This window comes from Streptomyces similanensis, from assembly GCF_039543625.1.
Classification (GTDB): Bacteria; Actinomycetota; Actinomycetes; order Streptomycetales; family Streptomycetaceae; genus Streptomyces; species Streptomyces similanensis.
Genome location: NZ_BAABKC010000027.1, coordinates 94,334 through 112,521 on the forward strand (window position 1 = coordinate 94,334; position 18,188 = coordinate 112,521).

General features: G+C 73.9%; 18 protein-coding genes. 9 read left to right on the forward strand and 9 right to left on the reverse strand.

Annotated features, from left to right (window positions below; all coding sequences use genetic code 11):
• Window positions 1-78: 78 nt before the first annotated feature.
• On the reverse strand, window positions 79-1,089 hold the full coding sequence (locus tag ABEB07_RS10200) for a HEAT repeat domain-containing protein (RefSeq protein ID WP_345667969.1): 1,011 nt from the start codon (window positions 1,087-1,089) through the stop codon (window positions 79-81).
• A gap of 211 nt (window positions 1,090-1,300) precedes the next feature.
• Here ABEB07_RS10200 and ABEB07_RS10205 point away from each other — a divergent pair, with 211 nt between their 5' ends.
• On the forward strand, window positions 1,301-2,536 hold the full coding sequence (locus ABEB07_RS10205) for a phospholipase D-like domain-containing protein (protein ID WP_425588983.1): 1,236 nt from the start codon (window positions 1,301-1,303) through the stop codon (window positions 2,534-2,536).
• Between the two features lie 88 nt (window positions 2,537-2,624).
• Window positions 2,625-3,182 carry a cysteine hydrolase family protein gene (locus ABEB07_RS10210; protein ID WP_176146952.1) on the forward strand — a complete coding sequence of 186 codons (558 nt, stop codon included), beginning with the start codon at window positions 2,625-2,627 and terminating at the stop codon, window positions 3,180-3,182.
• A gap of 49 nt (window positions 3,183-3,231) precedes the next feature.
• Here the strand turns inward: ABEB07_RS10210 and ABEB07_RS10215 are convergent, their stop codons facing one another.
• On the reverse strand, window positions 3,232-3,576 hold the full coding sequence (locus ABEB07_RS10215) for a hypothetical protein (protein ID WP_345667971.1): 345 nt from the start codon (window positions 3,574-3,576) through the stop codon (window positions 3,232-3,234).
• 130 nt (window positions 3,577-3,706) lie between these two features.
• Window positions 3,707-3,982, reverse strand: coding sequence for a hypothetical protein (locus tag ABEB07_RS10220; RefSeq protein WP_176146954.1), 276 nt, complete (start codon window positions 3,980-3,982; stop codon window positions 3,707-3,709).
• A 173-nt stretch (window positions 3,983-4,155) separates the two neighbouring features.
• Here ABEB07_RS10220 and ABEB07_RS10225 point away from each other — a divergent pair, with 173 nt between their 5' ends.
• Window positions 4,156-4,719 (forward strand): Dps family protein, encoded by a 564-nt coding sequence (locus ABEB07_RS10225; protein ID WP_176146955.1) that lies wholly within the window; start codon window positions 4,156-4,158, stop codon window positions 4,717-4,719.
• An 82-nt stretch (window positions 4,720-4,801) separates the two neighbouring features.
• On the opposite strand, the gene ABEB07_RS10230 is transcribed toward ABEB07_RS10225, so the two are convergent.
• Window positions 4,802-5,425 carry a DJ-1/PfpI family protein gene (locus tag ABEB07_RS10230; RefSeq protein WP_345667972.1) on the reverse strand — a complete coding sequence of 208 codons (624 nt, stop codon included), beginning with the start codon at window positions 5,423-5,425 and terminating at the stop codon, window positions 4,802-4,804.
• A 204-nt stretch (window positions 5,426-5,629) separates the two neighbouring features.
• Here ABEB07_RS10230 and ABEB07_RS10235 point away from each other — a divergent pair, with 204 nt between their 5' ends.
• Window positions 5,630-6,409, forward strand: coding sequence for a VOC family protein (locus ABEB07_RS10235; RefSeq protein ID WP_345667973.1), 780 nt, complete (start codon window positions 5,630-5,632; stop codon window positions 6,407-6,409).
• Window positions 6,410-6,502: 93 nt separating this feature from the next.
• On the opposite strand, the gene ABEB07_RS10240 is transcribed toward ABEB07_RS10235, so the two are convergent.
• Entirely contained in the window at window positions 6,503-6,916 is a 414-nt protein-coding gene (locus ABEB07_RS10240; protein WP_176146958.1) for a hypothetical protein, read from the reverse strand.
• A gap of 373 nt (window positions 6,917-7,289) precedes the next feature.
• On the opposite strand from ABEB07_RS10240, the gene ABEB07_RS10245 reads away from it, so the two are divergent.
• Together ABEB07_RS10245 and ABEB07_RS10250 are read left to right on the forward strand one after the other, a co-directional pair.
• Window positions 7,290-7,541, forward strand: a complete 252-nt coding sequence (locus ABEB07_RS10245; RefSeq protein WP_164582252.1) for a hypothetical protein — start codon at window positions 7,290-7,292, stop codon at window positions 7,539-7,541.
• Between the two features lie 160 nt (window positions 7,542-7,701).
• Window positions 7,702-9,477, forward strand: a complete 1,776-nt coding sequence (locus ABEB07_RS10250) for a WD40 repeat domain-containing protein (RefSeq protein ID WP_345667974.1) — start codon at window positions 7,702-7,704, stop codon at window positions 9,475-9,477.
• Window positions 9,478-9,612: 135 nt separating this feature from the next.
• On the opposite strand, the gene ABEB07_RS10255 is transcribed toward ABEB07_RS10250, so the two are convergent.
• The gene (locus tag ABEB07_RS10255) at window positions 9,613-10,287 is read right to left on the reverse strand and encodes a class I SAM-dependent methyltransferase (protein WP_345667975.1); all 675 of its coding nucleotides are present in this window, start codon (window positions 10,285-10,287) and stop codon (window positions 9,613-9,615) included.
• Between the two features lie 46 nt (window positions 10,288-10,333).
• The gene (locus tag ABEB07_RS10260; protein ID WP_345667976.1) at window positions 10,334-11,038 is read right to left on the reverse strand and encodes a DUF2470 domain-containing protein; all 705 of its coding nucleotides are present in this window, start codon (window positions 11,036-11,038) and stop codon (window positions 10,334-10,336) included.
• Between the two features lie 443 nt (window positions 11,039-11,481).
• Between ABEB07_RS10260 and ABEB07_RS10265 the strand changes: the two genes are divergently transcribed.
• Both ABEB07_RS10265 and ABEB07_RS10270 read left to right on the forward strand, forming a co-directional pair.
• Window positions 11,482-12,522: a vWA domain-containing protein gene (locus ABEB07_RS10265; protein WP_345667977.1), complete on the forward strand. Its 1,041-nt coding sequence runs from the start codon at window positions 11,482-11,484 to the stop codon at window positions 12,520-12,522.
• Between the two features lie 260 nt (window positions 12,523-12,782).
• Complete coding sequence (locus ABEB07_RS10270) at window positions 12,783-14,768, forward strand: translation factor GTPase family protein (protein WP_345667978.1); 1,986 nt, start codon at window positions 12,783-12,785, stop codon at window positions 14,766-14,768.
• On the opposite strand, the gene ABEB07_RS10275 is transcribed toward ABEB07_RS10270, so the two are convergent.
• On the reverse strand, window positions 14,759-15,655 hold the full coding sequence (locus tag ABEB07_RS10275; protein ID WP_345667979.1) for a helix-turn-helix transcriptional regulator: 897 nt from the start codon (window positions 15,653-15,655) through the stop codon (window positions 14,759-14,761). The two genes, ABEB07_RS10270 and ABEB07_RS10275, sit on opposite strands and share 10 nt — an antisense overlap.
• 101 nt (window positions 15,656-15,756) lie before the next feature.
• Here ABEB07_RS10275 and ABEB07_RS10280 point away from each other — a divergent pair, with 101 nt between their 5' ends.
• Complete coding sequence (locus tag ABEB07_RS10280) at window positions 15,757-16,470, forward strand: SDR family oxidoreductase (RefSeq protein WP_345667980.1); 714 nt, start codon at window positions 15,757-15,759, stop codon at window positions 16,468-16,470.
• A 54-nt stretch (window positions 16,471-16,524) separates the two neighbouring features.
• On the opposite strand, the gene ABEB07_RS10285 is transcribed toward ABEB07_RS10280, so the two are convergent.
• Window positions 16,525-18,030, reverse strand: coding sequence for a cryptochrome/photolyase family protein (locus ABEB07_RS10285; RefSeq protein WP_345667981.1), 1,506 nt, complete (start codon window positions 18,028-18,030; stop codon window positions 16,525-16,527).
• Window positions 18,031-18,188: the final 158 nt, after the last annotated feature.

Below are 18,188 nucleotides of genomic sequence, written 5' to 3' on the forward strand. Positions count from 1 at the left end.
TCGTTCGGATGCGCAACATCTACCGAGTAGACCAACCGGGGGATGCGCCGTGGCCCGGCGAGTCGCTCGGTAGCCCGGTCAACACCTCCGTGCCGCGCGCCGTCGCAGGAGGTACGCCGCGGTCAGCGCCACGGCGCGGTCCGCGTCCCGCGCCAGCGCCACGAGGGCGCGTTGCGCCCTGGCCCCCGGGATGTCCGCCAGCGCCTGGGTGAGCCGTCCGCGTGCGGGCGCGTCCGTGCCGTGGCGGGCGAGGTGGTCGACGAGTCCGCGCGCGATGCGGTCCGCCGTCGCGGTGTCGCTCGCCAGCACGGCCAGCGCGTCGGCCGCGTCGGTGTCGTTGCGGCCCGCCACGATCATGTCGACGAGGGTGGGGACCGCCTCGGCCGCGCCGCGTGCCCCGAGCGCCAGGGCCGCGTGCCCGCGGACCACGGTGTCGGGGCTCGCGAGGGCGACCCGCAGCTGCGCGGCGGCCGCGTCGCCGGGCAGTTCCGCGAGGCACCGCACGGCGCGTTCGCGCACCGCGGCCGCCGGTGCGGAAAGGGCCTCGGCCAGCAGTTCCGGGCCGCGGTCGGGCGAGCGCGCCAGCGCCCAGCGCAGGGCCCCGGCGACGTTCGGGTCCGTCTCGCCCAACACCGCCTCGACCAGGGCCGCCACCGGCGCCGCAGCCCGGTCGACGCAGGCGAGGACCGCGCGCTGGCGGGTGTCGGGGCTCTTCGACTCCAGTGCCTGGAGCAGTGCGACGACCTGGAGGACGTCGTCCCAGCCGGCCGGGTCCGCCGCGTCGATCCGGCGCAGCCGGGCCAGCAACGCGCGCTGCGCGGCGATGTGTTCACGCGTCCGGCTGACGAGGTCGTCGACGAGCGCCGAGGGCGTGCAGCCGGGGTCGTCCAGCGCGCGTCCGATCTCCCGCAGCGAGAGCCCCAGCGACCGCAGGCTCTCGACGTGGAAGACGCGCTGGATGTCCCGGCCGGAGTACTCCCGGTAGCCGGACCCGGTTCGGCCCGAGGGGCGGACCAGGCCGAGCGACTCGTAGTGCCGCAGCATGCGGGCGCTGACCCCGGAGCGTCGCGCCGCCTCACCGATCAACACGTCCTGCCGTCCCTCCCGGTCCGTCCCCGCACATCCCCCGATGGGCAGTGAACACCTTGCCACCGTGTCAGGGTCGAACGGGACGCCGTGCCCCGGGCCGCCGCACCGCCCTCGGGAATGCGGCAGCGGCCGTCGGGCATCATCTTCCTCGGGTTCCCCGGACTCCTCCGGCGGCCCCCACGTGCCCGCACGGCTCAGAGGGAGATTCGGCGTGATCGTCGACGGCATACCAACGCCTCAGGCGCCCGGCTCCACGCCGGACCAGGCGGACCAGGCGGACCAGGCGGACCAGGCGGACCGCAAGCAGCGCCTGCGCCGCCGCCTGGAGCGGCTGATCGGCGTGGCCGCGACCGAGGGCAACGACCTGGTGCCGCTGCGCAACGGCGACGAGATCTTCCCCGCGATGCTCGGCGCGATCCGCTCCGCGCGGCACACGATCGACATGATGACGTTCGTGTACTGGCGCGGCCGCATCGCCCGCGACTTCGCCGCCGCCCTCGCCGAGCGCGCCCGCGCGGGGGTGCGGGTGCGGCTCCTGCTCGACGGCTTCGGGGCCAAGGAGATCGAGGGGGACCTGCTGGACGCGATGGACGACGCCGGGGTGCAGGTGGCCTGGTTCCGCAAGCCGTTGTGGCTGTCGCCGTTCAAGCAGAACCACCGCTGCCACCGCAAGGCCCTCGTCGTCGACGAGCACACCGCGTTCACCGGGGGCGTCGGCATCGCCAAGGAGTGGTGCGGCGACGCCCGCAACCCCGGCGAGTGGCGGGACACGCATGTGCAGGTGCGCGGACCGGCCGTGGACGGCATCGCCGCCGCGTTCGCGCAGAACTGGGCCGAGTGCCATGACGAACTCTTCGACGACCGCGACCGCTTCACCGAACACGAGCAGGTCGGCTCGGCCGTCGTGCAGGTCGTCCGCGGGTCCGCCAGCATCGGCTGGCAGGACATGCAGACCCTCATCCGGGTGATGCTCGCCTCCGCCGAGCAGCGCTTCCGCCTCGCCACCGCCTACTTCGCACCCGACACGTACTTCATCGACCTGCTGTGCCGGACCGCGCGGCGCGGGGTGCGGGTGGAGATCCTGCTCCCCGGCCCGCACACCGACCAGCGCGCCTGTCAGCTCGCCGGCCAGCAGCACTACACACGGCTGCTGGAGGCGGGGGTGCGCATCCGGCAGTACCAGCCGACCATGATGCACGCGAAGATCATCACGGTGGACTCGGTCGCCTCCCTCATCGGGTCGACCAACTTCAACCGCCGGTCCATGGACCACGACGAGGAGGTCATGCTCGCCGTCCTGGACGAGGCGCTGACCGCGGAACTGGACCGCGACTACGATGCGGACCTGGAGCGCAGCGTGGACATCGATCTGGCCCGGTGGAGAAGACGGGCGGTGCTCCAGCGCGCCAAGGAGGCCGCGGTCACCCCGATCCGGCGCTTCCTGTGACGTTTCCGCGTACGGCCGGGCGGAGCACCGCCCCGCACCGCCTCGCCTCGCGCGGCGCGGTCACCCCGATCCGACCTCTGGAGACAGCATGAGCACCGCCCTCCTCGTGATGGACGTCCAACGCGCCGTCGTGGACCTCGCCGACGACGGCTCCGGATACCTGCCCCGGCTGCGCCGGGCGATCGACGGCGCGCGGGCGGCAGACATCCCCGTGATCCACGTGGTCATCGCCCTGCGGCCCGGATTCCCGGAGGTCGGCGCGCGCAACCGGGCGCTCACCGCGGTCGCGCGGGCCGGGCTCCACGTCGAGGGCGATCCGGGCACGGAGATCCACCCGGAGGTGGCTCCCCTGCCGGGCGAGGTGGTGGTCACCAAGAGACGGGCGAGCGCGTTCTCGGGCAGTGACCTCGACGTGGTGCTCAGGGCGCGCGGCATCGACAGCCTGGTGCTCGCCGGGATCGCCACCAGCGCGGTGGTGCTGCACACCCTGTGCCAGGCCAACGACCTGGACTTCGGCCTCACCGTGCTCGGCGACGCCTGTCTGGATCTCGACCCCGAGGTGCACCGGTTCCTCACCGAGCGGCTGTTCCCGCAGTGGGCGGACGTCGTGACCGTCGACGACTGGCTCGACGCCGTCGCACGGTGACGGCGGCTGCGGCGGCCGCCGAGCTGACGCCGTGTCAACGACGGACGTCTCAGCAGCGGTCGCCCACCGCGTCCATCTTCCCGCCGAACCCGCGGAGGTAGAAGTCCCCGTAGTCGCCCTTGCGCACCGGGTGGCAGACCTTGCCGCTCGCCCAGTCGATGAAGGCCCCGCTCCGGTTGGCCCGGAAGGAGCCCACGTGGTCCGTGAAGCCGCCGGGCAGGTCGTGGTAGCCGCCCGTCCACACGTAGCGGGTGCCGGTGTGGTACTGGCCGTGCCACAGGCAGATGGCGTTGCCGGGGCACAGGACGCTCGCCCGCGCCTCGGCGGGGGCGCCGAGCGTCGTCGCCGCCACGGCCGAGGCGGCCAGCAGGAAACCCGTCCATCGTCGTCCCATGTCGCTCCCTCCCATCGATGCGAGAGGCGATGCCCTCATCGCCCCGTCCCATCGTCCGGCGCGGCGGGGGAAACCGGAATCCAGGTCACCAGTTCGGCCCTCACTCACGCGAGTGGCGCCGTCCGTCCCGTCACGGAGTGTCGCCGTTCCAGTCGAAGCGGCGCGGATCGCCGGGGCGCGGACCGTACGTCGCCCGGCCGCCCGCGCCGTAGCGCCCCAGCTCGGTGGGGAGGGCGACGCCGGCGTCGGTCTCGGCCCGCGTCCAGCCGGTGACGTCGAGCAGCAGGCCGTCCAACGGGCCGCCCACCAGCTCGACGTAGACCCGGCCGGGCTTGGGGCCGGGCCGGGGATGGTCGTGGTCCTCTCCGTAGACCCGGCCGCGCAGCAACTCCTCATCCCTGTCCATGCCGCAGCTCCTCATCCCTGTGCGTCCCTGTGCATGCCGCCCAGCCTGCCAGGCACCACTGACAACGCGGTTTCCGTCACTCCCCCGCTCCCCCCGCCTGAGATCCGGGAAGCGGGGAAGGAGGGTGTCGAGATCGTTTCGCAGTGAATTCGCAGTGAAGGAGCCGAACCCCCATGGCGAAGAACCCGAACCCGAAGTACACCGTGCCGGGCGTCGACCTGAAGGACGCCGCGCGCCTGGTCGACGTGCTCCGGCTGCGCCTGCACGCGCTCAACGACCTGCACCTCACGCTCAAGCACGTGCACTGGAACGTCGTGGGCCCCCACTTCATCGCGGTGCACCAGATGGTCGACCCGCAGGTCGACCGGGTGCGCGACATGGCGGACGACGTCGCCGAGCGCATCGCGGCACTCGGCGGGGTCGCCCAGGGCACGCCGGGCGCCCTGGTCAGCCAGCGCACCTGGGACGACTACTCCATCGGCCGGGCCGACGCCATCGCCCACCTCGGGGCGCTCGATCTCGTCTACTCCGGTGTGATCCTGGACGTGCGCGGCGCCATCAAGGAGGTCTCGGAGACCGACCCGGCCACCGAGGACCTGCTCATCGAGCAGCTGCGCGACCTGGAGCAGTTCCAGTGGTTCGTGCGCGCCCACCTGGAGAGCGCCGGCGGCTCCCTGGCCACCGGCGGCACGCACACGGAGGAAGAGGCGGCCGCCCGGGCCTCGGATCTCGACTGATCCCGGCCGCACCCGGGACGCACCCGCCATCGGGACCGCGCCGGGCGGCTCCGCTCGTCCGGCTCCGGTCACACCCGACCCGCTACCCCCACAAGGACTTGGCGCGCTCCAGCACCTCGGCCGGCGCCTTGGCCACCGAGCCGGTCCGGTACGGGGGTTGCGGGTCGTACTCGGTGTACAGCTGGATCGCCTGGGCGGTCGTCTCGTCGCTGAGCAGGGCGGCCAGCCGCAGCGCCATGTCGATGCCGGAGGAGACCCCGGCCGAGGTGATCACCCGGTCCTGCCGCACCACCCGCTCGGCGGTGTAGCGGGCGCCGTACGACTCCAGTTGGGCGGCGGCGTCCCAATGGGTCGTGGCGGTCAGGCCGTTCAGCAGTCCGGCCGCGCCGAGCACCAGGGAGCCGGTGCAGACCGAGGTGGTGAAGCGGGTGCCCGCGTGGATCCGCCGCACCCAGTCGAGGAACGCGGCGTCGCCCACCATGGTCTGGAAGCTGCCCCCGCCCGGGACCAGCAGGACGTCACAGCGCTCGACCTCCGCGTACCCGGTCCCGACGTGCACCGGCAGCGAGCCCAACACGTCCTGCACAAGGCCGGGTTCGGCCGCGACGAACCGTACGGTGGTATCGGGCACGTACGCGAGCACCTCGTACGGCCCGACCGCGTCGAGCGGCTCGAACCCGTCGAAGAGCGGGATCACTATGTCCATGCGCCGGAGCATAACCACCCTCCCGCCGTGACCGGCGGACGCGTACGCCGGCGCTCGGCGCCGTTCGCGGGCGGGCTGCCGGCGGCAGACCCCGCCCCACCTCGGTGAACGCCGCCGCCGACGGTGCGAGGGCGGCGGCGTGTCGGAGGGCGACGGCCGTCCGGCCGGGCGAGGGTGACTGACACACCTCGTGGAAGGACGAAGATGCCCGAAGTCACCTCTCCGTACGCGACCGGCACTCCGTGCTGGGTCGATCTGATGGCGAAGGACCAGCAGGCCGCGCTGGACTTCTACCGTGATCTGTTCGGCTGGCAGGGCAGTCCGGGGCCGGCCGACTTCGGCGGGTACGCGGTCTGCGAACTGCACGGCAAGGCCGTCGCCGGCATCGGTCCCGCGATGGCCCCCGAGGGGATGCCGGAGCCGCCGACGGTCTGGACGAGCTATCTGGCCAGTACGGACGCCCAGGCGACCCAGGACGCCGTCGTCGCCGCGGGCGGCACCCTGCTGGTCCCGGCGATGGACGTCGGCGGCCTCGGCCGCATGCTGGTCGCCGCCGACCCCCAGGGCGCGGTGTTCGGCGTCTGGCAGCCGGGCGAGTTCTTCGGCGCGGGGGTGGTCAACGAGGCGAGCGCGCTGACCTGGAACGAGCTGCACACCAGCGACGTGCCCGCCGCGACCGCCTTCTACGGGGAGGCGTTCGGCATCGAGATCGAACCGCTCGACGGCGCGGACTCCTACTGGCAGCTGCGGGTGGGCGGCCGGACGGTCGGCGGCGTCACCCTGCTCGCCAACGACCCGCCCGGCACCCCGGCGCACTGGCTGACCTACTTCGCGGTCGACGACGTCGACTCCACCGTGGACGCCCTGGTCAAACGCGGCGGGACGGTCCTGGCCCCGCCGTTCGACATGATGGCCGGCCGGATGACCGTGGTCGCCGACCCGCAGGGCGCCCCGTTCGCGATGATCAAGCCGACCTCGCTGTAGACGCCGCCGCGCCCGCCGTGTCCGCCGCGCCCGCCTACGCGGCGCGCGGACAGGGCGGGTACGGCGCGCGGGCAGGGCGGGTACGGCGGCCGGTCAGCGGACGCGGACGGTCACCGTCGGGGAGACCTGGTGTATCCAGGTGTGGCGGGAGGTCCGGGACGACGCCTCGGTGAGCACGCCGCGGAACTGCCACTGGCCGCGATGCGCCGGGCGCACCGAGAACTTCAGGCTGCCGCCGCCGTTGTACTCGCCGGCCGAGCAGCGCAGCGTCGCCCACTTGCCCTTGCCGGAGCGCTGCTGCACACAGAACCTGTTGAAGGTGGAGTTGTCGTCCGCGCCGTGTCCGGCGAGGCGCACCGACGAGCCGAGGCGCACGGTGTGCGGGCCGGCCGTGAACGAGAGGTCGGACTTCGCCCAGGCCCCGGCCGCCGCCAGTCCGATCGCGGCCGCCGCCGCCGTGCCGACGGCCGTCCCCCGCAGTGCCGTACGGCCACATCGCGTGTTCATGGATTCCCTCTCCCGAGATCGCCGTGGTCACCGCCGGGCCGGGCGGGGCGGGTCAGGCTCCCGCGCCGGCCCCGGCGGTCTGTCGCAGAGGAAGACAGGCGGCGAGCGGCGGTCGTTGCCCCGCCGACGTCACCGTTTCAAAACGCCCGGCCGCCGAGTGTCCCGTACCCGGCCCGACAGGCGGCCCGGCGCCGTGAATCCCGCCGATCGGGGGAATCCCGGGGCCGAGGGCGTGTCCGTGGCGTCCGCCGGGGCACCCGTACCGGATGCGGGTCCCGCCGGCCGGGCGGGAACCGGTACGACGCGAGCACGGGAGGGGACGTCACGTGTTCTTCGTTCCACTGTCTCCGGCGGCGTTCGTCCGGGGGCCCTCATGACCGCGCGCACGCAGCGGCGCGCGCCGCGGTCCACCGCCTGGACGGGCGCGGTCCTGCGGTCGGCCCAGGTGGCCTACCTCGCGTTCCTGGTGCTCTCCGCCGGTCTGCTGGCCTCCGCCCTCGCCACCGGGGCCGAGGTGCGCACCGTGTGCGGCCTCGCCGTCCAGGCCGCCCTGTGGGCCGCGCTGCTGCTGGCCGACCTCACGGAGCCGCGCCGCGGCGCCGCCCACCGCGACCGGCGCGTGTGACGGGGGCGACAAACGCGGTGCGACGGACGCGGTGCGACGGACCGTAAAAACCCTCCGCACGACCTGACGACCTGTTACGTTCGAACGTCGTCCTCTCCTTGGACGCAGGACGGCGTTCGTAGCGACGACAGGGACAACAGGGACAGTGGGGGGACACCGCATGACTCGGATGACTCGGAACAGCCGTACCCGCTCCAGACGGGCCAGGGGGCTGCTCGCCGCGCTCACGGTCTGCGCCGCCGCCCTGTTCACCGGCGCGCCGGCCGCGCAGGCGGCCGAACCGGGCGAACCGTCCGACACGACGGTCAGACTGCCGACCGACTCCTACGCGCGCATGCTGGTGGACCAGGCCCGCGGCCGGGTGTACGTCAGCACGGGCGGCCTCTCGTCGACCGTCGGCGAGGTGCTGGTGTACGACTTCGACGGCACCCTGCTCAAGACGGTCAGGACCGGCGCCACGGACGGCGCGAGCGCCATGATGCTCTCCGCCGACGGCAGCATCCTCTATGTGGCCGCCTCCAGTTACCTGCTGGTCTTCGACGCCGACACGTTCGCCTACGTGGGCGGCGGATGGGTGAGCAACGACTTCTTCAAGGGGCTGTGCCCCGGCGACGTCGGGACCGCGGGCGGGAAGCTGTGGTTCACCCGGCTCACCAGCCAGTACCGCCCGAAGGACTGCGCCACCGAGACGCAGGCGCTCTACAGCGGCGGCCTCCTGGGCGGGTCCCACGACCGGGCGGGCGACTCGCTGGTGGGCGCGAAGTTCGCCACCTCGCCGGGCATCCCCGACAAGATCGTCCAGACCTACGCGACCTACGGCACGCCCAAGCTGGTCGTCGGCGTCTACGACGCCACCTCCACCGCCGCCCGCCAGCTCGCCCTGCGCACGTACACCGCCGCCGCCGATCCGGCGGCCACGCCCCGGGACGTCGCCATCAGCCCCGACGGCACGCTGGCGGCGGTCGCGGCCGGGACCTCGGGCGTCAAGACGCTGTCCACCACGAACCTCGCGGACGCGGCGCCCGGCTACGGCCCGCTGCCGCAGGGCGCCGACGCGACCTCGGTCGCCTTCAGCCCGGACGGCTCGCTCGTCGCCCGCGGCGGTGCGGCCGACGGCGACCAGGCCGACCTGCTGGTGCAGCGGGCCGACCCCACCGCCGGTGACACCCCGCGCGTGTACGCCTTCACGGATCCGACGGCGGGCGGCGACCGGGTGGCCGACCGCGGACTCGCCTTCAGCGCCGACGGCTCACGGCTGTTCGCGATGACCACCGACGCCGCCGGGGACGCGTACTGGCTGCACGTCATCTCCCGCCCCGACGCCCGCTACCACTCCGCCTTCGACGGCCCGCCGACCGTGCGGCCCGGCAGCCCGTACGCGGGACAGGCGGTGCGGATCTCCGGCACGCTGCGGCTGAACGGCCCGGCGGCCGCCGCGTCGGCGCGGGTGACCGCGGTGCGCCACGACGCGGACGGCGACCACACCGTCCCGGCGGCCGCCGTCGGCCCGGACGGAAGCTTCACCCTGGCCGACACGCCGTCCACCACCGGGACGGCCACGTACACGGTCTCCTTCGCCGGTGACGCCGCGCACGATCCCGCCCCGGACGCCACGGTGAGCGTGGACGTCGTCAAGGCCGCCACGGACCTGACGGTCGAGACGCCGTCCCGGACGGGCACCTCGGGCGTCGTCCTGCACGGCGCCCTCGGCACGGCCGGTACGGCGCTGCCGGCCGGGACCGTGGTCGACGTCCAGCGGCTGACGAAGAAGGGCGCCACCGAGCTGCCGGCCGTCACGGTCGGCCCCGACGGCGGCTTCACGGTGACCGACACGCCGCCCGCCGCGGGCAGCACCCTCTACACCGTCTCCTACGCCGGGGACGCCCTGCACGAGCCGTCGGCGGACTGGGTGACAGTCCAGGTCACCGACGACTGAGCAGGGCCGGGCCGGCCGAGCGCACCCGGCAGGCACCGGGGCCGACCCATGGCCCGGTGTCCGCCGGAGGCGTCGGACCCGCCCGGCACGGCGGGTTAGGCGGGTTCGGTGGGTTAGCGGGTTCGGTGGGTTCGCTCACTCACCCGGCCGGGCGTCATGCGGCGCGGCCTTGCGGGCGAGCAGGTGGATCTCCTTGAACTGCCGTCGGTCGGCGGGCTGGGGCTCGCGGACCATCCGGGCCACCTCGGCGAGCCCCGACGCGCGCAGCGTCGCGGCGAGATGGTCGGGCCACCACCGGTAGGCGGGCGCGACCGCGTGGTCGAAGACCTGGGTCGGGCGGTCGGGACCGTCGCTCGCCGAGAAGCAGATCAGGAGGTGGCCGCCGGGCGCCAGCACCCGGTGGAACTCCCGCAGGACGGCGGGCAGTCGCGGCGGCGGCGTGTGGATGACGGACCACCGCGAGAGCACGCCGCCCAGCGCGTCGTCGGGGATGTCCAGCGCCGCCATCGAGCCCACGTCGAACCGCAGGCCCGGACAGTCCCGCCGGGCCGTCTCGATCATCGCCTCGGAGGCGTCGACGCCGAACGCCGACAGCCCCGACTCCGCCAGGTGGGCGGTCACGTAGCCAGGCCCGCACCCCAGGTCCGCGACCCGGCGGTTCCCGCTCGCCCGTACGGCCTCGGCGAAGGCGCCCAGGAACGCCCGGTCCAGGGGGCTGTCCCGCAGCGTGTCGCGGAACAGCCGCGCGTAGGTGGCGGCGACGGCGTCGTAGGCCTCGCGGGTGGCGCTGAAGGCATCGTGTTCGACCATGCCCGCGACAGTAGTTCTCGGTGCCGGGACGAGGCGGGGCAGGTGCTCAGGTCGGCAGCCGGCCGGTGTGGGAGAGGCGGCGGGCGGTGGCCAGGAGGCCGTGGATCTTGGGGCCGACGTGGTCGATGTGGTGCACGGGCGCTCTGAAGGGCAGCCGGACGTCGCGGTGGGTGTCCGGGTATTCCAGCCGCAGGGTCACTCCGTAGCGGTCGATGCGCACCGGGAGCACCCGCCGCACCCCGGGGTCGGGGGCCGGGCGGACGAGCCGGAGCAGCAGGGGGACGAGAGCGCCGTGCTCGTCGGCCAGGTGGGTCAGCATGCCCGCCTCGTAGATCGCCAGCGGGTCGAGCGCGGTCGCCTCCAGTTCCTGGAGGGTCAGGTACGTGCGGCCCCGCTCGTCCTCCAGGACCGCCTGCCCGAACTCCACACAGGTGCTCTCCGCCCGCTCCGGATCGTAGGGGGCGCCCAGCAGTCCGGTCAGCGTCACGCGGGCGCGCAGCCGTTCGCGTACGGGGGTGGGGGCGACGTCGGTCAGTTCCAGCCGGACGGGGATGCGGCCGGACGGCCGGACGACGGGGTCTTCGGCGGGGGCGTGCAGGTGGAAGTGGCCCATGGCGCCCTCGCCGTTGAGGCGGCGCACTTCGCTGTGGACTCCGTCGCTCACCACGGTCAGGGAATGGGCGGCGGCCAGGATCGAGCGCACGCGCTCGGCGGCGGTGGGCGCGGTGGCGCGGGAACGGGTACGGCGCATCCGGGCTCTCCCAGGAGCAGGTAACTTAGGTTTGCCTAACCTAACCTAGCGCATGCCGGACAGCCAGGACCACGCACACCGGGCCGTTCCCGTCGAGAGGTCCACGGCGGACGAGCCGGCAGAAGGCGACGACTCGTCAGGCCGCCGTGCGCGGCAGGGCGTCAGCGCGTGCGGAGCACGCCGTCCGGGACGCGCGGCAGGGCCCGGGCGAAGTCGTCCCGGGACGCGCCCGCCCCGTACGGCCCGACGGCCTCCCCCTCCGTCGCGCCGCCCGCCTCCCCGGCCCGGGAGCGCCCCACGGGGTGCGGGGCCAACGGCGTCAACGCCGTCGCCCGCACGATGGGCGGCGCCTCGTGCGGCGCGGACGCCGGACCGATTGTCAGTGGTGGGTGCGACAGTGAGGGCACCGCGTCGGAGAGAGTCGGAACGAGGGGGAGGCTCCCATGTCCGGGACCCAGAACTACATCAACCACGTCGCCCTGGTGCTGGACGCCAGTTCGTCCATGGCGCACCTGAGCGGCAAGGTCATCGAGGTCGCCGACGAGCAGATCGCCTATCTCGCCCGCCGGTCGAGGGAGTTGGACCAGGAGACGCGCGTCACGGTGTACGTCTTCGCCAGCGAGGTGGAGTGCGTCGTCTACGACAAGGACGTGCTGCGGATGCCGTCGCTCCGGCAGTTGTACCGGGTCGGCGGGATGACGGCCCTGCTGGCGGCCACGCTGAAGTCGCAGCGGGAGCTGGCGCAGACGGCCCAGCTCTACGGCGACCACAGCTTCCTGACGTTCGTGCTGACCGACGGCCAGGAGAACGCGAGCCATCACTGCCCGGACGCTCCCGAGGGGAACCCGCGCGCACTGGTCGCCTCCGTGGCCCGGATGATCGAGACGCAGCAGGACAACTGGACGCTGGCCGTCCTCGTACCGGACCAGATGGGCAAGCGGGAGGCCATGCGGTGCGGCTTCCCCAAGGACAACGTCGCCGTCTGGGACGCCACGAGCACCCAGGGCCTCGAGGAGGCCGGACAGGTCATCCAGCAGGCCACCGAGAAGTTCATGGTGGGCCGCACCCAGGGTATCCGGGGGTCGAGGGCGGTGTTCTCCACGGGCGCGGACGCGGTCAACGAGAACACCATCAAGGCGGCCGGCCTCGCCCCGGTGGACCCGTCGGAGTACCGGCTGATCCCGGTGAGCCGGGACGCGGGGATCCGCGACTGGGTCGTGGAGAGCGGACACACCTACCGCACCGGTGGCGCGTTCTACCAGCTGAGCAAGTCGGAGAAGGTGCAGGCGCGCAAGCGCATAGCGGTGCTGGAGAAGAAGACGGACCGGGTGTTCACGGGGCCCGAGGCCCGCGCCCTGCTCGGGCTGCCCGACGTGGAGGTCCGGGTCAGGCCGGACCACAACGACGACTTCACCATCTTCGTCCAGAGCACCAGCGTGAACCGCAAGCTCGTGCCGAACACCCGTTTGCTGCTGATGCTGTGACACCTTGAGGCCCTGACGCCCCTGACGCCCCTGACGCCGTGCCCGGCCCGGCCCGGCGCGCCGCCGGCAGGCGAAATCCGTTTCCGCCGGTCACCTCCCGTCGCTAGGCTGGCTCCCCGCCGCGCCCCGTCCGGCCGTATCGCCGGATCGGACACCCGGTCGCGCCCGGCCCCAGCCTGACGAGGAGAAAGACGTGCCCCGAAAGATCCGTGTTGCCTCGGTAATCCTCATGAAGACCGTAGAAGCAGGGGACACACGTCTTGGCAAGCGTGAACATCGGAATTCTGGCCCATGTCGACGCAGGTAAGACCAGCCTGACGGAGCGGCTGCTGCACACCGCCGGCGTCATCGACCGCGTCGGCAGCGTCGATCGCGGCGACACCCAGACCGACTCGCACGAACTGGAGCGCCGGCGCGGCATCACCATCCGGTCCGCGGTGGTGTCCTTCACCGTCGGCGGCGCCAAGGTCAACCTCATCGACACACCCGGCCACCCGGATTTCATCTCCGAGGTGGAAAGGGCCCTCGGGGTGCTCGACGGGGTGGTGCTCGTCGTCTCCGCCGTGGAGGGGGTGCAGGCGCAGACCCGGCTGCTGACGCGCACGCTGACGAAGCTGCGCATGCCGGTGATCGTCTTCGTCAACAAGATCGACCGGGCGGGTGCCCGCCACCGCGACCTGCTGGACGAGATCCGCTCCGAACTCAGCCCGGACGTCGTCGCGTTGACCCAGGTGGAGGGTATCGGCACCGCTCGGGCGCGAGCGACCGCCCGCGGCGTCGGGCCCGGCGATCCGGGCTTCGCCGCCGAACTCGCCGACGTCCTGGCCGAGCACGACGACGGCTTCCTGGCCCGCTATCTGGACGACGAGACGTCCCTGGGCGCGCACGACTACGCCGAGGCACTCGCCCGGCAGGCGCGCCGGGCGCGGCTCCACCCGGTGCTGTTCGGCTCGGCGCGGACCGGCGCCGGCATCGACGCCCTGATGGACGCGATCCCCCGGTTCCTCCCGGCCGCTCCCGGTGACGCCGACGGCCCGCTCGACGGCACGGTGTTCAAGATCGAACGCGGGGGGACGGGCGAGAAGACCGCCTTCGTCCGGTTGCGCGGGGGCTCGCTCGGGCCGCGGACGAAGGTGCCCGTGTTCCGGCGCGACCGGCACGGCGTCCTCGCCGAACTGACCGGCCGGACCACGGTGGTCGAGGTGTTCGACCGGGGCTCCGCGGTGGTGGCGGCGCGGGCCCGGGCCGGGGACATCGCCAAGGTCCGGGGGCTGGGGGACGTCCGGATCGGCGACCGGCTCGGCCGCGCCGGGGAACTGGGCGGCGGGCACCTGTTCGCGCCGCCCGGTCTGGAGAGCGTGGTCCGGCCGTCCCGGCCCGACGCCCTGCCCCGGCTTCATGCCGCACTGGCGCGGTTGGCCGACGAGGACCCGTTCATCGACGTCCGCGAGGACGACCGGGAGCGGACGATCACGGTGTCGCTCTACGGCGAGGTGCACAAGGAGGTCGTCGCGACGACGCTCGCCGAGGACTTCGGGCTGGACGTGGTGTTCGAGGACACCCGGATCGTCTGCGTCGAACGCCCGGTCGGGGTCGGCGCGTCGGTGGAGCAGATCGACCAGCGCGGCCGAACCGTCTTCTGGGCCACGGTCGGTCTCCGGGTGGAGCCCGGGGAGCCGGGCTCGGGCGTCGTCTTCCGCCGCTCGGTGGAGCTCGGCTCGCTGCCGCGCGCCTTCCACAAGGCGATCGAGGAGACGGTCCACGCCACCCTGGAACAGGGGCTGCACGGCTGGGAGGTGCGGGACGTCCTGGTGACCCTCACCCACTCCGGATACGCCAGCCCGGTCAGCGCGGCGGGCGACTTCCGGGGGCTCACCCCGCTCGTCCTGATGAACGCGCTCGCGCAGGCCGGCACCCGGGTGTACGAGCCGGTCGCCCGGTTCGAGCTGGAGGTGCCGGATGCCTGCGCGGGCGCCGTCCTGCTGAACCTGGCGGAGTGCGGCGCCACCCCGGAGGCGGCCCGGGAGCGGGGCGGCAGCTGCCTGGTGGAGGGCACCGTACCGGTGCGCGGGGTGCGGGAGTTCGAGCAGCGGCTGCCGGGGCTGAGCCAGGGCGAGGGGGTGCTGGTCACCCGGTTCCACGGGTACCGGCCGGTGGCCGGGCCGGCGCCGAGCCGCGGGCGCACCGACCTCAATCCGCTGGACCGCGCCGCGTACCTGCTGCGCGTGTTCGGGCGCTACAGCTGAGGCGTGGGCGCCGGCCGGGAGCCCGGTGCGCCGGGCTCCCGGCCGGTGGGGCCGGCCATCTCCTGGGTGCCGAGGACGATGAGCAGGGCGAGGCGTTCGGCGTCCTCGGTGCCGGGTTCGGCCGTGTACACCATGATCCGCAGGTCGCTGCCCGCCACGGTGAGGATGTCGCAGTCCAGCGCCACCGGCCCGACCCTTGGATGGTCGATCGTCTTGCGCGCGGCCTCGTGCCGGCCGGCGGCGCCCGTGTCCCACAGCTGGGCGAATCGCTCGCTGCCCGTGCGCAGTTCGGTGATCAGGCGGTGCAGCCGGCGGTCGGCCGGGTAGCGTTCGGCGGCCGTGCGCAGGTCGGCGACGAGCGCGGCCTCGTGGTCGCGCTGCGCGCGCGGGCTGCGCCGGACCCCGATCCCCGGGCCGAGGAAGTGGCGCCACACGCCGTTGCGTTCGTTGCCGCGCCGGTCGGACGGGTCGCCCATCAGGGCCGCGTAGGGCGCGTTGGCCAGGAGCAGGGTCCAGGTCGCGTCGAAGACCGCGACGGGCGTACCGGTCAGCCGGTCCAGCACCCGCTGGACGCTCGGGGTGATGTACTCCGGCACCGTCCGCGGGCCCGGCGGCACCAGGCCGGCCAGCCGGAACAGGTGTCCGCGCTCCTCCCGCGACAGCCGCAGCGCGCGGGCCAGCGCCTCGACGACCTGGGGCGAGGGGTTGGTGGCACGGCCCTGTTCGAGCCGGGTGACGTAGTCGACGGAGATCCCGGCCAGCATGGCCAGCTCCTCGCGGCGCAGCCCGGCCGCGCGCCGCTGCCCGCCCGTCGGCAGCCCCGCCGCCTCGGGCGGGACCCGGTCGCGCCAGCGGCGCACCGCTTTTCCGAACTCCGCCGTCGCCATGCGACCAGTGTGCCGCGCCGGCCGGGCGCGTGCCTGGTACCGCTGGTCCCAGGAAGGCGGGACATCTGGCTGCGCGGCCGGGCGGGACGGATCGTGAAGGCATGACGACCACACTCATCACCGGAGCGAACAAGGGTCTCGGCTTCGAGACCGCCCGCCGTCTGTTCGCCGCGGGCCACACCGTCTACCTCGGCAGCAGGGACGAGGCCCGGGGCCGGGCCGCCGCCGAGCGGCTGGGCGAGCGGGCCCGGGCCGTGCCGCTCGACGTCACCGACGACGCGTCCGTCGCGGCGGCGGTGCGGACGGTCGAGGCCGGCGGCGGTCTCGACGTGCTGGTCAACAACGCCGGCATCGAGGCGCGCGGCCCGCACAACGAGGTGGCCGGCGCGGCGGACCTCACGGCCGACGCGATGCGGACGGTCTTCGAGACCAATGTGTTCGGCACGGTCCGCGTCACCCACGCCTTCCTGCCGCTGCTGCGGCGGTCCGCGGCGCCGGTCGTGGTCAACGTCAGCAGCGGCCTGGCCTCGCTGACCCACATGTCCGAGCCGGGGCACCCCGGTTCCGCCTACCCGGGCGTCGCGTACCCGGCCTCCAAGACCGCGGTCAACATGATCACCGTGCAGTACGCGAAGGCGCTGCCCGAGTTGCGCGTCAACGCGGTGGAGCCCGGTTTCACCAGAACGGACCTGAACGGGAACACCGGCACCCAGACGGTGGAGGAGGGCGCCGAGATCATCGTCCGCATGGCCCAGGTCGGCCCGGACGGCCCCACCGGCGGGTACTTCGACCTGGCGGGGCCGCTGCCCTGGTGAACCGGCGGCGGGAGCCGTCGGACGGGGTCCGGCCGGCGGGGTCCGACCGGCCGGTCAGGGCGGCCGCCGGTCCCAGCGGCGGTCGGCGGCCAGCACGTCGTCGAGGTCGCCGAGCCGGTCCAGGCCCCGCACCGCGCGGGCGGTGCGCCGGTTGGCGGCGAGCAGGGCCCGGTGGCGGTGGGCGAAGGACCAGTAGCCGGTGGTGTACGGGCAGGCCCGCTCGCCGGTCCGGTCGCCGGGCCGGTAGGCGCAGCCGTCGCACAGGTCGCTCATCCGGTGGATGTAGGCGCCGCCCGAGGTGTACGGCTTGGTGGTCATCCGGCCGCCGTCGGCGTACTGGGACATGCCGGTGACGTTGGGCAGCATCACCCAGTCGTAGCCGTCGACGAAGCAGCGGTGGAACCAGTCGGTCACCTGGCGCGGGTCCCAGCCGCGCTGCAAGGCGTGGCTGCCGAGGACCATCAGGCGCGGGATGTGGTGGGTCCAGCCGGTGTCGCGCACCTGGGCGAGGACGGTGGCCAGGCAGCGGGCGGTGACGGCGTCGGCGTCGAGTTCGAGGAACCAGTCGGGCAGCGGTGCGCGGTGGTCCAGGGCGTTGCCGTCGCGGTAGTCCTCGCCGAAGTACCAGTACAGCTGCCACACGTACTCGCGCCAGCCCGCGACCTGCCGGACGAAGCCCTCGACGCTGTTGACGGGCGCCCGGCCGGCCCGCCACACGTCCTCGGCCGCGGCGACCACCTCGGCCGGGTCGAGCAGGCCCAGGTTGAGGGAGGAGAGCAGGCTGTGGTGCAGCACCGGGTCGGCGGCGAGCATGGCGTCCTCGTACGGCCCGAATCCGGCGAGCCGGTGCTCGGTGAACCGGCGCAGCGCGGCCAGGGCCTCGCGACGGGAGGCGGGGAAGCGGCGCGGTCCGTCCCGGCCGACGAAGCGGATGCCGTCCTCGCGTTCCCAGCGGTCCAGGTCGGCGCGGACCTCGGCGTCGATGTCGTCCTCGCGGGGCCGGTAGGGCTTGGGCGCGTCGAGGGTGCGTTCGCCTCTCGGCGGGGGTTCGCGGTTGGCGTGGTCGTGGTTCCAGCGGCCGCCGGCCGGGCTGTCGCCGTCCATGAGCAGGTCCAGCTCGCGACGCACCCAGTGGTAGAAGTCCTCCTGCCGCAGCCGTGCCGCGCCGTCGTGTCCGTCGGCCCAGGCGCGGAAGGCGTCGTGCGGCAGCAGGAACCCGCGCGCGGGCAGCACCCGTACCCGGTCCAGGGAGCGGACCAGGCGCAGGGCGGCCCGTGAGGTGGGGTGGCACACCGTCACCGCGGCGCCGCCGACGGCCTCCCGCAGCCCCTCGCGGTAGGTCTCGGCGCGGACGTGGCGGACCCGGTCGCCGAGTTCGGCGGCCCGGTGGCGCATGGCGGACAGCAGCAGATGGGCCTTGGCCCGGTGGAAGCGGCGCCGCCGGAACACCGAGCGGGCCTCGATCATGACCACCGGGGCGTCGCGGGCGGGGCCCTGGTCGCCGGGGGCGAGGAAGTGCGGGCCGAGCTGGTCACCGAAGAGCCAGTGCGGATCGCCCATGATCACCCCCGCCCGTCCCGGTCGCGACGGGAGCCGGCGACCGGGGCGGGGCAGCCGGGTGCGGCGCGGTCGGGCGCGGGGCGACCGGGTGCGGTGCGACCCGGTGCGGTGCGGTCGGCTGCGGTGCGGCCCGGCGCGGCGTGATCGGGCGCGGCGCG